We start from the raw sequence: 15,404 nt of genomic DNA on the forward strand, positions 1-15,404 counted from the left end.
GGGATCTTGCCCAATGAGCTACAAATCCGACATCGAAATCGCCCGCGAAGCGAATAAGAAACCGATTCAGGAAATCGGTGCCAAGATCGGCATCGAATCCGCCGATCTGCTGCCTTATGGCCACGACAAGGCAAAGGTCAGCCAGGACTTCATCAACTCGGTTCAGGACCGTGAAGACGGCAAGCTGATCCTTGTCACCGCGATCAACCCGACCCCTGCGGGTGAAGGCAAGACCACCACCACCGTGGGTCTGGGCGACGGTCTGAACCGCATTGGCAAGAACGCGATGATCTGCATCCGCGAAGCCTCGCTGGGCCCGAACTTCGGCATGAAGGGCGGCGCTGCAGGTGGCGGTTACGCGCAGGTTGTTCCGATGGAGGAAATGAACCTGCACTTCACCGGTGACTTCCACGCCATCACCTCGGCCCACTCGCTGCTGTCGGCGATGATCGACAACCACATCTATTGGGGCAACGAGTGTGACATCGACATCCGTCGCGTTGCATGGCGTCGTGTGGTCGACATGAACGACCGCGCTCTGCGTCAGATCACTGCCTCGCTGGGTGGCGTGTCGAACGGTTTCCCGCGTGAAGCAGGCTTTGACATCACCGTTGCGTCCGAAGTTATGGCGATCCTGTGCCTGGCCAACGACCTGAAGGACCTTGAAAAGCGTCTGGGCGACATCATCGTTGCTTACCGCCGCGACAAGACCCCGGTCTACTGCCGCGACATCAAGGCCGAAGGCGCAATGACCGTTCTGCTGAAAGACGCAATGCAGCCGAACCTGGTGCAGACGCTGGAAAACAACCCGGCCTTCGTCCATGGTGGTCCGTTCGCAAACATCGCACACGGCTGTAACTCGGTCATTGCGACCAAGACCGCGCTGAAAGTTGCTGACTATGTCGTGACCGAAGCAGGCTTTGGAGCCGACCTGGGTGCCGAGAAGTTCATGAACATCAAGTGCCGCAAGGCGGGCATTGCTCCGTCGGCTGTGGTGCTGGTTGCCACCGTGCGCGCAATGAAGATGAACGGCGGCGTTGCCAAGGCCGATCTGGGTGCCGAAAACGTCGACGCGGTTCAGTCCGGCTGCGCCAACCTGGGCCGTCACATCGAGAACGTGAAGTCCTTCGGTGTTCCGGTCGTTGTCGCTATCAACCACTTCGTCACCGACACCGATGCCGAAGTGCAGGCAGTGAAAGACTATTGTGGTGAGCACGGCGTTGAAGCGATCCTGTCGCGTCACTGGGAACTGGGCTCGGAAGGCTCGGCACCGCTGGCCGAAAAGGTTGTCGAAATCGTCGAAGGTGGTTCCGCGAACTTCGCGCCGATCTACCCCGATGACATGCCTCTGTTTGAGAAGGTCGAAACCATCGCCAAGCGCATCTACCGCGCTGATGAAGTTCTGGCCGACAACAAAATCCGAAACCAGCTGCGCGAGTGGGAAGAAGCGGGCTACGGCAACCTGCCGGTCTGCATGGCGAAAACCCAGTACTCGTTCTCAACGGATCCGACCCTGCGAGGTGCACCCACCGGCCACTCGGTTCCGGTGCGTGAAGTCCGCCTGTCTGCTGGTGCCGGCTTCATCGTGGTTGTCTGTGGAGAGATCATGACCATGCCTGGCCTGCCGCGAAAACCTGCTGCAGAAACCATCTGCCTTAACGACGCAGGTGAGATCGAAGGCTTGTTCTAAGCCGGTTTTTGAACCATCTCATGGTCCGGGGATATCCCCGGTCCATGAGGAGATCGCTATGCCCACTCTGACACCTCCGCAAGACTGTCATTCTATGCAGGAATTGCGGGTTCAGATCGATAAGCTGGACCGCCAACTGATCGAGATGTTGGTGACGCGCGCAGGTTACATCGACCGCGCCACGCAGCTTAAACCGGCCGAAGGGCTGCCAGCCCGTATCCCGGATCGTGTTGAAGAAGTGGTGCAGCGGGTACGCGACAGCTCGGATGCGTTGGGTATGGATCCTGATCTGGCCGAGCAGTTGTGGCGCATTTTGATTGACTGGTCGATTGCGCGTGAGGAGCGCGTTCTTGGGCCGGAATGAATGACCGGGCGCTTTGCGCCCGATCCGTTTTTGGAAAGAAGGGATCACAGGATGGTAGCCCAGGTTATCGACGGTAAGGCCTTTGCAGCGAATGTGCGTGCACAAGTGGTTGATCAGGTTGCAAAGTTGAAAGAGGAAAACGGTATCACGCCCGGTCTGGCCGTGGTTCTGGTGGGCGAGGATCCGGCCAGCCAGGTTTATGTCCGCTCAAAGGGCAAGCAGACCGTCGAGGTCGGCATGAACTCGTACGAGCACAAGCTGGACGCCGAGACCTCGGAAGAAGACCTGCTGGCACTGATCGACAAGCTAAACAACGATCCGGCCGTGCACGGCATTCTGGTGCAGCTGCCGCTGCCCAAGCACCTGAACGAAGATCTGGTGATCAACTCGATCGACCCGGCCAAGGATGTGGATGGCTTCCACATCTCGAATGTGGGTCTGTTGGGCACCGGCCAGAAGTCGATGGTGCCTTGCACGCCGCTGGGCTGTCTGATGATGCTGCGCGACTACCACGGGTCACTGTCGGGTATGGACGCGGTTGTGATCGGTCGTTCGAACATCGTGGGTAAGCCGATGGCGCAACTGCTGCTGGGCGATAGCTGCACCGTGACCATCGCACATAGCCGCACCAAAGACCTGCCGGACGTTGTCCGCCGCGCCGACATCGTTGTCGCCGCTGTGGGTCGCCCCGAGATGGTGCCGGGCGACTGGATCAAGGAAGGTGCGACTGTCATCGACGTGGGCATCAACCGCATTGAGCGTGACGGCAAGAATAAGCTGGTCGGAGACGTCGACTACGCCAGCGCCGCCGAGCGAGCAGGCGCGATCACGCCGGTTCCGGGTGGCGTAGGTCCGATGACCATCGCCTGCCTGCTGGCCAACACTCTGACAGCGTGCTGCCGCGCCAATGGCCTGCCCGAGCCCGAGGGGCTGACAGCCTAACCTGCCAGAGCAGCCAAGCTGACATTCAAATGGCCGAAGGGATGACCTCTCTTCGGCCATTTTTGGTTTCATTGTGGAAATATTAAATTTCGTCGACCAGACTTTAACCGACCTGAAATCGATGATAAGTCAGTAATCCCAGCCGGTTACGATCTGATCCGATGCCTGTGTTGGGGCCGGGGGAAGTTCTGAACCACTATGAAGACCAAACTGAATTCAATTCTGGCCGTGATTACTTTGCGCCGATTGATAGCAGGCTTCGTTTTCCTGCCCTTGCTGGCTTTTGCCATTCAGCCCTTTCCCGGATTGCATCTGTCTTTTCCGACACGGCTTGCGTTTTGGGTTTGCGTTACCGCATTGGCGGTGGCAGCCACATGGGCTGCGCACAAGATCAGTTGCAACTGGTTCCTCAAGCTTGAGCTTTCGCGCCGCGACTTGGCGGTGATTCCGGTTGTCTTTGTGCTGTTCGTGCCTTGCCTGTGGGTGTTGGTCTGGCTGTTGTTTGCGGTGCATGGGGTGCAAGCACCGGGGCTTTTGCCGGTTGTGTCTTACGGGGCTTTGTTCACAACCGGGCTGGTGCTGGTCCGAAATCCGGACCCTGCCGCGCCTGACGTCGTGTTGCAGCAACCTCGTTTGTTCCGACGATTGCCGCAAGGCTTTTCAGGGCGGATCTACCGCTTGGCGGTTCAGGATCATTCGGTGAATGTGGTCACATCAGAGGGCAGTTTCATCATTCGGTCGCGCATGTCAGATGCAATTGACGAGATGGAGCCTGTGCGTGGCTATTGCACCCACAGGTCGCATTGGGTGGTAGAAGACGCCATCGCGGCGATCGAAAAACACGACGGTAAAATGGTTATGCGTCTTACGAATGGTGATCTGGTGCCGATCAGCCGCAAGTACAAACCCATGCTGGAAGAGCAGGGGGTCGTCTAAACGCCCTCTCTTGGCATGGGGATCATCTGAGGGGTCGATCCGGTCAAAATGGCCTTTGCCTTTGCCTGCAACAGGTTTTCCAGCACCGGCTGGGTGCTGCGCAGGCCACCCGTATAGGTGCCATAGGCGGGCAGGATCAGGCGGCGTTTGTCCAGCAGAAATGCGGGGCGCGAGATTGATCGTCCTCGCAGTTTCAGCCGCACCTTGGGATGGTAGTGACCCGAGATTTCGGCCCTTCCGTCAGGGTGCGCGATGTGGCGGAAGGTCAGGCCCGAAACTGAATGCTCGGCCAGATGCGCGCCGCCCAGATCGACCGGTCCGGGGTCGTGATTGCCTTCGATCCAAATCCAGCGGCGACCGGCTTGCAAGGCCGCGATCTGCAACCTTTCGGCTTCGTTCAGACCCCGCGTTGAGGCCAGGTCGTCAAAGCTGTCTCCTAAGCAAATTACCGTCTCGGCCTGCGTGTGGGCGATGTCCGAGGAAAGCCGCGCCAAGGTGTCCCGGTTTTCATAGGGTGGTAAGGTCAGGCCGGATCGGCGTGCCAGACGCTCTGACTTGCCCAGATGCAGGTCAGACACGCAAAGCAGGCTTTGATCGGGCCACCAAAGCGCCCCGCTGCCCAAGGCGCGCAGCGTGTGCCCGGCAAAGGTGAATGTCAGATCGTTCATGATACGTTCTTTGCGGGTTTTCTGCGGCGCTGCAAGCGGATTCGCTAGGGCTTTAACCCGGCAGCCTGCAGCAGTTGCGCGCTTTCTTCGGCTAAAAGCCGCTCCTCGGCAGCGCCCTTGACGGGGACTTTGCCGACCTCAAGAAACAGGGGCGCTGCCAGGGGTGAGACGCGATCCAGCCGCAGCAGGTCGATGCGGTTGCCAATCCGTGCAATCATGTCCTCGATCCGGCCAAAGTCGACCAGACCTCGCATCGCCTCTTCGCGGGTGATCTGCATCAGCAGGTGATCGGGGTCGTATTTCAGCAAGGTGTCGTAAAGGATATCCGAGGAAAACGTCGCCTGCCGCCCGCTTTTGCGCTGCCCGCCGGTGTTGCGCTCGATCAGTCCCGCAATGGTCGCCGAGCTGCGGAAGGTGCGTTTCATCACGGCATTGCCCGCCAGCCACGTGTCCACTCCATCGCGCAGCGTCTCGGCCTGAAACAGGGGGCGCGGGTCGGTGACGGCGTCCAACCCCCAGATCAGGGTGGCATAGTCGGTGGCGACAAACCCAAGCGGCGCAAGGCCGGTTTCCTCCATCCGTTTGGTCAGCAACAGACCCAGCGTTTGCTGCGCATTGCGCCCGGCAAACCCGTAAACACACAGATGTTCGCGCCCGTCCGAGGGGAAGCTTTCGATCAGCAGCCGCTCACGGCTGGGAAGGCGTGAAACCTGCCGTTGCAGGGCTAGCCAGTCCGCCGTGTGCGCGGGCAGTTGTGGCCAGTCCGGTTGGGCAAACATACGCAGAATACGGTCGCTAAGCTGCGTCGAGGTGGCAAACTTCGTGCCCGAGAACACAGCGACTTTTGGCTTGCGATCCGCGCGTCGGCTGACCTCAACCGTCATGTCGCGCAGGCCTTCGTAACGCACGATCTGACCGCCGATCAGAAACGTGTCACCGGGGGTGAGCGTGGCGGCAAAGGCCTCTTCAACCTCGCCCAGCGGTTTGCCGCCGCGATTGCGTTTCAGCCGAACCTTCAGCGTGTCGGTGTCCTGAATCGTTCCCAGATTCATGCGGATGCGCTGCGCCGCGCGTGGATCGCGCAACTGCCACATGCCATCGGGGCGTCGTTGCAGCCGCTGCCAACGGTCGTAAGCGCGCAGGGCGTATCCTCCGGTGGCGCAGAACTCCAGACAATCATTGAATTGCGGGCGGGACAGATCGGCGAACGGTCCGGCGGCCACCATTTCCGAATAAAGCGCATCCGCATCAAACGGGCCTGCCGCCGCCGCGATCAGGATATGCTGACACAGCACATCGCGAGGTCCTGCGCCGCGCGGTTCCCCGTCCAAATCATGTGCGAGAGCGGCTTCGAGCGCGGCGATGCATTCCACCACCTCGAAGCGGTTTGCCGGCACCAGCAGAGCCTTCGAGGGTGCGTTATAGCGGTGATTAGCGCGCCCGATCCGCTGAACCAGACGTTTGACATTCTTGGGCGCACCGATCTGGATCACAAGGTCCACGTCGCCCCAGTCGATGCCTAGATCCAACGAACCGGTACACACAATCGCGCGCAGATCGCCGCGCACCATCGCGGCCTCGACCCGTTCACGCTGTTGCCGATCCAGACTGCCGTGGTGGATGCCAATCGGCAGGGCGTCTTCATTGGCGAGCCACAGGTTATGAAAGAAAACCTCGGCCTGCGCGCGGGTATTGTGAAAGATCAGCGTTGTTTTGTGCTCTTTGATCTGTTTCAGAACCGCAGGAATGGCATAGGCGGCCCCGCCGCCGGACCACGGCGGCAGCTCCTGGGTTTCAAGCATCTGAATGTCGGGGTCTGGTCCGGGGTCGGCCTGTACAATTTGGCAGGGGTCGGGGTGCCGGGCCAGAAACCGGGCGATGGCGTCCGGGTCCTCGACCGTAGCAGATAGCCCCACACGCCGCATAGTCGGGCCGAGTGTTTGCAGCCGCGCCAGTGCCAGCATCAACTGATCTCCCCGCTTGCTTTCGGCCAGCGCGTGAATCTCATCAACGATCACACGCTGTACCCCGTGAAACATGCGTTGCGCGTCTTCGTATGAGGTCAACAGGGCCAGGCTTTCCGGCGTGGTTAGTAGGATATGCGGAGGGTCCACCCGTTGGCGTTTCTTCTGCGTGGCCGAAGTGTCACCTGTGCGGTCCTCAATACGGATGGGCAGGCCGATCTCATCCGCTGGGCCCCGCAGGTTGCGCCGGATATCCGCCGCCAGCGCCTTGAGCGGCGAGACATAGATCGTATGCAGACCCTCTGGAGCACTTTCGGACAGTTCGGCCAATGTCGGCAGAAACCCGGCCATCGTCTTGCCGCCACCCGTGGGCGCGATCAGCAACGTTGCCGGGTCCATGGCCCGGTCGAACATATCTTGTTGGTGGGGGTGGATCGACCAGCCTTTGGTCGTGAACCAGTCGGTGATCCGGGCGGGAATCGGCGTCATGGCCGTATGATGGCCCGCCCGGCGTCAGAATGGCAGGGGTTAGTGAACGATCTTTTCTTCTTTGACGAACATGTTGGCCCAGGCGCGGTCAATCAGGTCGGGGCTCATCTGATAGGGGATGCCTTCGAATTCGCAGATCGAGATCATCTGGTCGATCAGGAAGATCGGTTGATAATTGGCGTAGATATTGTTGATGGTTGGGTATTTGACCTTCAACAAATGTACCAAAGCAGCTTCATCCAGCGGCATGCCGCGTTTGCGGGCGACCATGGCGAAGATTTTCAGGAAGTTTTCCTGGTTCGGGCCGTCGATCTTGATCTTAAAGAAGATCCGGCGCAGAGCCGCTTGGTCGAAAATCTCATTCGGGTGGAAGTTGGTCGAAAAGATCACCAGCGTGTCAAAAGGCACCTCAAACTTCTCGCCCGATTGCAGACCTAGGATATCCTTGCTTTCTTCCAGCGGAACAATCCAGCGGTTGATCAGTGCCTGGGGTGGCTCGGCCTGACGGCCAAGGTCGTCCACGATAAAGATGCCGCCGGTCGATTTCAGCTGCAGCGGGGCCTGATAGGTCCGTGCGGTGGGGTTGTAGACCAAGTCCAGCATGCTCAGCGACAGTTCACCACCGGTCACAACGGTCGGGCGCTCGCACTGCACGTAGCGGGTGTCGAACCGTTTGCGGCGGCGAAGGCTGTTGGGGTCGTCAGCCTCTTGTTCGATCGCCGTGTGTACGATCGGGTCATAAACGGTGATCACCTGACCGGCATATTCGATTGCGCGCGGAACATAGACACTGTCCCCCAACGCATCGCGAATCCCGTTCGAAATCGAGGATTTACCATTGCCCGGCGGTCCATACATCAGGATCGAGCGACCCGCGCTGACCGCAGGTCCAAGGTGATCCAACAGGCTGTCGGGCAGAACCAGATGGCCCATAGCACCGGTTAGCTGATCGCGTGTCACCTGAATATTGCGGATCGACTGGCGCTTGACCTGTTCGCGGTACACGTCCAGCGGAACCGGCATCGCGCCAAAGTATTCCGACTGGCTAAGCGCATCCAGCGCCCGCGCCTTACCGGCATCGGTCAACTGGTAACCCATCTCATTGCCGCTATTGGCGTTCAGCGTACCTGTCGCCTCAAGCAATTTTTGTTCGCGTGAGATATCGATCAATTCCTGTGTTACCGCACCGGGCAGGCAAATCGCTTCGGCCACTTCCGAAACGGTGTCTACGTTCTTGCGGAACATCGTTTTCAACAGAATGTCCCGCATCATCACGATCGGAAGCCGCATTTCACCCAGCCCTTTGGGGGCAGGAGGGGCCATGACCGAGGTTGTCTGCATATTCATGAGCGTCGCCCGTCCATCCAGTATTCACGCCAAAAGCCCCCACGGGGCCGCTTGGTAGAAAAACTGGCCTTGCTTTGTGGCAGTACCAAGGCATCGACAAGGCGGGTTAATGATAGTTTACGAGCCGTAAACAGTTCCCAGTATCAGATAAAGGGCGAGGCTACCGCCAAGCGCAAATCCCATGGGAAATTGCTTGCCCCTGTTCCAGCTTTCCCATTCGGGCGCGATGGCCCTTAAGGGGGTCGCCTTGGCCAACCGATGCGTGGCAAATGCCGCCAATGTAGTTGCCATCAAAATCAGGATCACCGCACGAAAATCGGCGGTCCACACAAACGGAGAAGCCGCCGCGATGAACTTGGCGTCCCCCGCGCCCATGACCCCGGCGACATTAAACAGGATGCCCAAAACCAGAAAGACGAGCGCGTGCAGAAGTTGCCAGATATAAGGTGGAAGGGAAATCGCAATTGGCCCCAGCCGCCCCTGCGTCCACTCCATTGACCAAGGAGGCATTAGAAACAGACCGATCACCACAAAGACGCCAAACAACGCTACCACAGCGTGGTTCTTGATCAGCATCTCGCGCATGTCGGTGAAAGCAACATAAAAACAGATCGGCAGGACGAACGGCAAAAACCAGGCCGCGGCCTCTGCTGGGATGTGCATCAATCAGGCTTCCTCGAGCGCACGGAGCGAACGAACCGCTTCCTCGTAGTGCTGCGGGTGCGTGGAAATCGCTTCCCGGAACAGGTTCTTCGCAGTGGCAACATCGCCTTGTTTGACTGCGGAAATCCCCATTGTGTTCAGCAACATAGCGCGTTCAACCTGCGTCATCGGGACAACCGGCATCGCATAGTTTCCCTGAGCCGCACGCGCCAGAACCAGATTGTTCTTGGCGGTAAAGAGCGTCCGGTCCTGACGAATTGCTTCAGCGAACAGACGCTCGGCGTCTTCGTAATCGCCGCGCGACAGTTTGGAGTAGCCCCAATTGTTCATCACGCTTCCGGGACGGGTCGTCAAACCGACAGCGGTTTCATAAAAATGGTCCGCGCGGTTCCAATCTTTTTGAGAATCCGCGACAACCGCCTCGAGGCGATACCGTTTGAATGTCTCATAGGTTGGCGAAATACCGTCCAGCACCGTCTTGGCCTGATTCCAATCGCCCGACCGGACCAGCGCGTCCGCATACTCCACACGGTCCACGTTGCCGGACCCTTTCATGGTGGTGACCTTTTTCCAAGCGGCCTTCGCCTCGGTGGTGCGCTTCGCGCGAGACAGTGAAATGGCCAGACCGCGCTGCAAATCAATCCGACCGGGGTTCTTTGCGGCTGCGCCCTGGAAATAGGTCACGGCCTCGTTCGGGTCTGCGGCGGTCAGCAGAACATCGTTCAAATTGGTCTCGTCGATGACGTTTACTTCCTGAAACGTCTTTTCGACCTTTTCCTCTTCGGTTTCTTTTTCGCAGGCCGACAGGATCAGCCCACACAAAACCATCGACGGAATCAAGAATTGTTGGCGCATTTTTGCGTCCCTTACTGCTCTGGCTCTGGTTCCGGGAGCTTGCGAAGCGTGAATTGCCCGTCGCCTTGCTGCTCCAATGTGTATTCTTGTTCTTCTGGAGTAGTATTAACAGGATTTTCCATTTTTGCGAGAGCTAAGCGCAGATTGTCCAGAATTGCGTCACTTTCGCCATTGTCCAACGCGAAGGCGCGCCGAAAGACCTGAGCGGCCTCAGGATATTCGCCTTTTTCGATCAGCAAAACGCCCAGATTGTTCCAGGCAACGGACCATTCAGGGTCCTCCTCGACCGCGCGGCGCAACAGGGTTTCAGCCGGCTTCAACTGCTTCAGACCCAGATTTGCAGTGCCCATACCGGTCAGGATTTCGGAGGTCATACCCTGATCCAGAGCGGCACGGGCAAAGGAATCCAAGGCAAGATCATATTCACCCGATACCAGCAGGCGATTGGCGACCACCAACGGATCCTCGGCCTCGCCATCTGGATCAAAGCTAGGCGGGGTGAGGTTGTCACTCTGTGTCGTTTCCGTGCAAGAGGCCACCATGGTAAAAACCATGATGGCCTGCAGCATGCGGCGCACCCAGTTTGAGACGCCCCTGTTTGTGTTTTTCATCGGTTTTTTTAACCACTGCCAGTGTTTGCGAAATCCGAGATAGCTTTTGCCGAAGGACCGACCAAAATGACCAGCAACGGCGGCACCGTCAAAATCATTGTGGCAAGTGTCATTTTGGTTGGCAACTTGTTAGCGGCCTCTTCGGCCCGCATAACACGTTTGTCACGCATTTCGCTGGCATAAACCCGCAGGGCGTCTGCGATCGACGTCCCGAAAGTGGCCGACTGGATCATCACAGTCACGAACGAGTTGACATCCTGCACCCCGCACCGCGTCCCAAAGTCACGCAGAACGGTGTCTTTGTCCTTACCAGCCTTCAGCTCGTAGGCGACGACCTCGAACTCTTGCGCGATGTCAGGGTAGGAGGCTTTCATTTCGGACGCGACCCGGACGATGGCCTGGTCCAATGATTGGCCGGCCTCAACACAAACCAGCATCAAGTCCAACGTGTCAGGGAAGCCGGCTTCAATGGCACCCTGCCGCTCGGCGACGCGTCTGGTGATCCAATAGCGGGGCAGGAAGTAGAGAGCGGCCGCAGGGATCAAAACGCGAATGATCATCTGTTGCGAGGTGAACTCCTGGTCTCCGGCAAAAACGGTTACCAAAGACATACCGATCAGTAGGCCGACGATGCCCAGAGCGAATTGCGCAAAGTGGAAGAAGCGAACGGCGTCCTTGGACTGATACCCCGCCTGACGCAGTTTGAGCTGCATAGCAGAGAGTTCTTCTTCATTTTTCGGCTCCAGAAAGCTCGAAAACTTTTCAAGCTGTTCGTTGCGGCCTGCGGTGCGCAGTTTGTCGCGCTTGTCCTTCTTGCTCTTCTTCGGTGCCGCTTGCGAACGCTGCAACTTTTTCAGCGGATCTTCACGCTGATTCATCATCAACGGAATGGCGACAAGGATCATTAGTACCCCCAGCGCGCCCACGATGATCAACGGGCCGAATTCGCCGAGGTGTTCTGTGATCAAGTTATTGATATGGGTCAGGAATTCCATGGGGTCCTCCTCAGACCTTAATGTTTGTGAGAATGCGCATGACGATCAGGTTCACCGTGAGCATGATGCCAACAAAGAAGCATGCCGGGATAAACCAGGGATGGTCCAGAACCTCGTCATAGTATCCAGGGTCTTTCACCAGAATGAAGACCAGGCAAAAGACGGGAAAGCCGGACAGGAACTTACCGGACCATTTCGCCTCGGCCGTGATGGCTTTTACACGACGGAACAGACGGAACCGTGATCGAATGACAAGCGCCAAACCAGCAAGAACCTCGGCCAGGTTACCCCCGGATTGTTGCTGAATGCCGACGGCAACGGACAGAAAGCGCAGATCCTGCATGTCGAGCCGCTCGGCCAGATCCTTCAGGGCCTCGCCCACGTCGCGGCCATAGGCACATTCGTCCGCAATCACGCCAAACTCGGTTGCAAGTGGATCCTGAACCTCGTTCGCCACAATCTGGATGGTGGATACGAACGGGTTACCGACCCGAAGCGAACGCACCATCAGTTCCACAGCATCTGGCAATTGTTCTTCCAGCATGGCCATGCGCTTGCCGGCCTTGTGATTCACCCACGCATACACGCCTCCAACGCCGATAGCGATTGAGAGCGCAATACGCAGGACCACATCTGTAGCGGTTCCGATGCTCAACCCCATGAAGGCAAAGCCCGACACCAGGACCATGATCATGATCAGTTGCCGCGGCGAAAACGCAATCGCCGCCTTCTGCGCCTTGTCGGCCAGAAGCGAATAGAGCGGGATGCTCTGGGATTTCATGTGCTGCTGCATTTCCTTGCGCAGCTGTTCCAGAACCTGTTCGCGCCCGACACCTTTATCGAGCATGTCCAGACGTCGATTGACGCGGCTGTTTAAGCTGATGGATTTGCCAAAGGCGACCAGATAGATCCCTTCGACCAGTGCCAATACGGCGACGAAAATGACGACGTAAATAAGGGCCTCGACCGGCAGTTGCATGATGGGAACTCCTTACATTGTCGTCGGTTCATAGATCGCCGGGGGCAGGTCAAAGCCCCACAGACGGAACCGCTCGGAATAGTGGCTACGTACACCGGTGGCGGTGAAATGACCGATGATTTTGTTCTCGGGCGTCAATCCAACACGTTGAAATCTAAAGATTTCTTGCATCGATATGACGTCACCTTCCATGCCTGTGATCTCAGTGATCGAGGTCATTCGGCGCGAGCCATCCTGCAAGCGGCTGGCTTGCACGATCAGGTTCACAGCGCTTGAGATCTGGCTGCGGACCGCCTTGATCGGCATTTCGATCCCAGCCATTGCAATCATGTTTTCCAAACGCGAGATCCCGTCCCGGGCCGAGTTGGCGTGGATCGTGGTCATCGACCCGTCGTGACCGGTGTTCATGGCCTGCAACATGTCGATCACCTCGGCGCCACGCGTCTCGCCTACGATGATGCGGTCAGGGCGCATACGCAGGGCGTTTTTCAGACAGTCGCGCGGGCTGACTTCGCCTTTGCCTTCCACGTTGGGCGGGCGGCTTTCCATCCGGCCCACATGGGTCTGTTGCAGCTGAAGTTCCGCCGTATCCTCGATGGTCAGGATACGCTCGGCGTCATCGATAAAGCTGGACAGGGCGTTCAGCGTGGTCGTTTTACCCGAACCGGTACCTCCCGAGACGATCACGTTCAGCCGGGTCGACACGGCGGCTTGCAAATAGGCCGCCATTTCTTCGGTGAACGCGCCGAAATTGACCAGGTCGTCAATGCCCAGCTTATCCTTTTTGAACTTACGAATGGACACAAGCGAGCCATCCACCGCAATTGGCGGTACCATGGCGTTGAAACGCGAACCATCGGCCAGACGGGCGTCAACATACGGGTTGGATTCATCCACACGACGACCCACGGCGGACACGATCTTGTCGATGATCCGCATCAGGTGCTTTTCATCTTTGAACGTGATGTCGCTGATTTCCAGCTTACCATGGCGTTCCACGAAAATCTGTTGCGGGCCGTTTACCAGAATATCGTTTACGGTATCGTCCTGAAGCAACGTTTCCAGCGGCCCAAGCCCGGTGACTTCGTCATATAGTTCTTTGTTCAGTTGCGAACGGTCATCGCGGTTGAGCACGATGTTCTTGTCTTCCAGAACCTCGCTGGCGATCGAGCTGATCTCGGCCCGCAGTTCGGCTTCGCCCGCATTCTCAAGGGCCGCCAGGTTCAGGTTCTCAAGCAGTTCACGATGCAACTCGATCTTGATCTCGCCCAACCGCTCCTTACGCTTGCGTTCCTTGTCACTTGCGACCGGCTCGGCGGTTTTTTTCTTGAGCGGACGCCGCGCGACCGCAGTCGCTGAAGCTGCTTTTTCCGGCGCCGGGGCAGGTGTCGCGGCTTGCGCCTTGATTGCTTCGACCGGCTGTCCGGCGGGCTGTTTCTTGTATCTTGAAAACACGTCGGATCCCCCTTTGGGATGATGTTACGCGGCCTCGGCGCTGCTGCTGCCAAGGGTGTGAAGTGACTTTGCCAGTTTTGCGATTTCCTTGCGCAATGGGTTCTTTGCTGCCGAATTGGCCAGCGGTAGACCGTGATCGCCGCTTTGCATCACCGGCTTGCCGCCGTCGGGTAGTTGCAGATCAATCGAAATACCCAGGCTTTCGCCCATACGTTTCACGCGGCTTTTACCGTTTAGATCAGTGAATTTCGGGGCCCGGTTCAGGGCAAACCGTAGCTTGTTGAAGGGCAGTTCCTCGGCCTGCAACGCGCGCTTGAGGCGCAGAGCGTTTTGGGCCGAGCGCATATCCAGCTCGATCAGGGCGAAATATACATGCGCGGCCTGAAGAACGGTTTCCGACCACTGCACCAGCGTGCTCGGCATATCGACGATCACATAGTCAAAGTGCTTGCGCGCGTTATCAATCACGCGCTGGATGTCTTCGGGAGTGATCAGATCCAGCGGAACCATGTCCGAAGGGGCCGTTAGAACCTGCATCTTGTCTTCGTAGCTTTGCAGCGCTTGCGAGAAGACATCGTCATCCATCGAATCCGTGTCTGACAGCATCTCGAACACCGTTTCGCGACGCGGCAGGTCCAGATAGGTCGACACGGTGCCAAACTGCAAATCCAGATCCAACAGGCAGACCTTCGGGGTTTCCTTGTCCGATGCGGTTGCCAATTCCCAGGCAAGGTTGACGGCCATTGTCGTCGATCCGACGCCGCCAGCCAGCCCATGCACAACGAACAAAGCACCTTCTTTCGACTCGCCCTGCGTCAGCTGAACCGCAGCTTGTTGTGCGACAACGACGGGGTCAGGTTGATTCATGCGCGCGATTGCTTCTTGCAGTTCGCCTTCGGGAAGAGGGTAGGGAACAAATTCGTCCGCGCCCTTGCGCAGCAACTGATGCAGCGATGCCGGAGTCACATCTTCGGCAATAAGGACGACTTTGATTTTCTTTTCTTTAGCGCGCGAGATGATCTCGCCCATCTGGGTCAGGTTGTCCTCGTCTTCGCCGTCGATGGCAAGAGCGACGAATTCCAGGTTGTCCGCCTCGGGCTGTCCAAAGAAAGCAAGTGCTTCCGCAAATCCCAGATCGCCCCAGCGCTCACCCAGAGCGGCTTCCATATCTTCGATGAGCAAGTCGAAATTCTGGACATCTCTGCTGATCGTGCAGGCCAGAATGGCGGTGTTGTCATCTTGCGTCGTTGCGCTTGTCATTAACCCAATCCTCATCATGAGGGCAGCCATCCCGGCGAACGCAATCGTTCGATCAGGCTGGCTGTTGCCCTGCTGCGACCTTTTACGGCCGACTTCACCCAATTGTTGAAAATGTGGCTTGGAACTTAGGCAAGATTTAGGCGCAAAAGAACCAATTGTAGGGAATTGGGCGACGATGCCGCCCAA

At 57.9% G+C, this 15,404-nt stretch carries 14 protein-coding genes; 4 read left to right on the forward strand and 10 right to left on the reverse strand.

All coding sequences use genetic code 11. The features are described 5' to 3' along the window. Window positions 1-13: 13 nt before the first annotated feature. The 4 genes from ACR0C5_RS15595 (at window position 14) to ACR0C5_RS15610 (ending at window position 3,932) form a co-directional block, all read left to right on the forward strand. On the forward strand, window positions 14-1,690 hold the full coding sequence (locus ACR0C5_RS15595) for a formate--tetrahydrofolate ligase (protein WP_480877745.1): 1,677 nt from the start codon (window positions 14-16) through the stop codon (window positions 1,688-1,690). A gap of 58 nt (window positions 1,691-1,748) precedes the next feature. Next, window positions 1,749-2,054 carry a chorismate mutase gene (locus ACR0C5_RS15600; protein ID WP_170769971.1) on the forward strand — a complete coding sequence of 102 codons (306 nt, stop codon included), beginning with the start codon at window positions 1,749-1,751 and terminating at the stop codon, window positions 2,052-2,054. Between the two features lie 51 nt (window positions 2,055-2,105). Beyond that, window positions 2,106-2,996 (forward strand): bifunctional methylenetetrahydrofolate dehydrogenase/methenyltetrahydrofolate cyclohydrolase FolD, encoded by an 891-nt coding sequence (folD, locus tag ACR0C5_RS15605; RefSeq protein WP_480877747.1) that lies wholly within the window; start codon window positions 2,106-2,108, stop codon window positions 2,994-2,996. Window positions 2,997-3,194: 198 nt separating this feature from the next. Then, a complete protein-coding gene (locus tag ACR0C5_RS15610; protein ID WP_480877749.1) occupies window positions 3,195-3,932 on the forward strand; it encodes a LytTR family DNA-binding domain-containing protein in 738 nt (245 codons plus the stop codon). Here the strand turns inward: ACR0C5_RS15610 and pdeM are convergent. The 10 genes from pdeM to ACR0C5_RS15660 form a co-directional block, all read right to left on the reverse strand. Continuing rightward, window positions 3,929-4,600, reverse strand: a complete 672-nt coding sequence (gene pdeM / locus ACR0C5_RS15615; protein ID WP_480877751.1) for a ligase-associated DNA damage response endonuclease PdeM — start codon at window positions 4,598-4,600, stop codon at window positions 3,929-3,931. The two genes, ACR0C5_RS15610 and pdeM, sit on opposite strands and share 4 nt — an antisense overlap. A gap of 44 nt (window positions 4,601-4,644) precedes the next feature. Then, window positions 4,645-7,053, reverse strand: a complete 2,409-nt coding sequence (locus ACR0C5_RS15620; protein WP_480877753.1) for a ligase-associated DNA damage response DEXH box helicase — start codon at window positions 7,051-7,053, stop codon at window positions 4,645-4,647. A 39-nt stretch (window positions 7,054-7,092) separates the two neighbouring features. Then, window positions 7,093-8,400: an ATPase gene (locus tag ACR0C5_RS15625; RefSeq protein ID WP_170769976.1), complete on the reverse strand. Its 1,308-nt coding sequence runs from the start codon at window positions 8,398-8,400 to the stop codon at window positions 7,093-7,095. Between the two features lie 117 nt (window positions 8,401-8,517). Continuing rightward, window positions 8,518-9,063 carry a prepilin peptidase gene (locus ACR0C5_RS15630; RefSeq protein ID WP_480877755.1) on the reverse strand — a complete coding sequence of 182 codons (546 nt, stop codon included), beginning with the start codon at window positions 9,061-9,063 and terminating at the stop codon, window positions 8,518-8,520. Between the two features lie 3 nt (window positions 9,064-9,066). Beyond that, window positions 9,067-9,918, reverse strand: a complete 852-nt coding sequence (locus tag ACR0C5_RS15635) for a tetratricopeptide repeat protein (RefSeq protein ID WP_170782875.1) — start codon at window positions 9,916-9,918, stop codon at window positions 9,067-9,069. Between the two features lie 11 nt (window positions 9,919-9,929). After that, window positions 9,930-10,487 (reverse strand): tetratricopeptide repeat protein, encoded by a 558-nt coding sequence (locus ACR0C5_RS15640; RefSeq protein WP_237218035.1) that lies wholly within the window; start codon window positions 10,485-10,487, stop codon window positions 9,930-9,932. 50 nt (window positions 10,488-10,537) lie between these two features. Continuing rightward, a complete protein-coding gene (locus ACR0C5_RS15645) occupies window positions 10,538-11,524 on the reverse strand; it encodes a type II secretion system F family protein (protein ID WP_170769979.1) in 987 nt (328 codons plus the stop codon). Window positions 11,525-11,534: 10 nt separating this feature from the next. After that, entirely contained in the window at window positions 11,535-12,503 is a 969-nt protein-coding gene (locus ACR0C5_RS15650; protein ID WP_170769980.1) for a type II secretion system F family protein, read from the reverse strand. A gap of 12 nt (window positions 12,504-12,515) precedes the next feature. Then, entirely contained in the window at window positions 12,516-13,958 is a 1,443-nt protein-coding gene (locus ACR0C5_RS15655; RefSeq protein WP_170769981.1) for a TadA family conjugal transfer-associated ATPase, read from the reverse strand. Window positions 13,959-13,982: 24 nt separating this feature from the next. Beyond that, window positions 13,983-15,218 carry a CpaE/TadZ family protein gene (locus ACR0C5_RS15660; protein WP_480877758.1) on the reverse strand — a complete coding sequence of 412 codons (1,236 nt, stop codon included), beginning with the start codon at window positions 15,216-15,218 and terminating at the stop codon, window positions 13,983-13,985. Between the last annotated feature and the right edge of the window lie 186 nt (window positions 15,219-15,404).

The sequence above is a fragment of the Ruegeria sp. N8 genome, assembly GCF_056531325.1.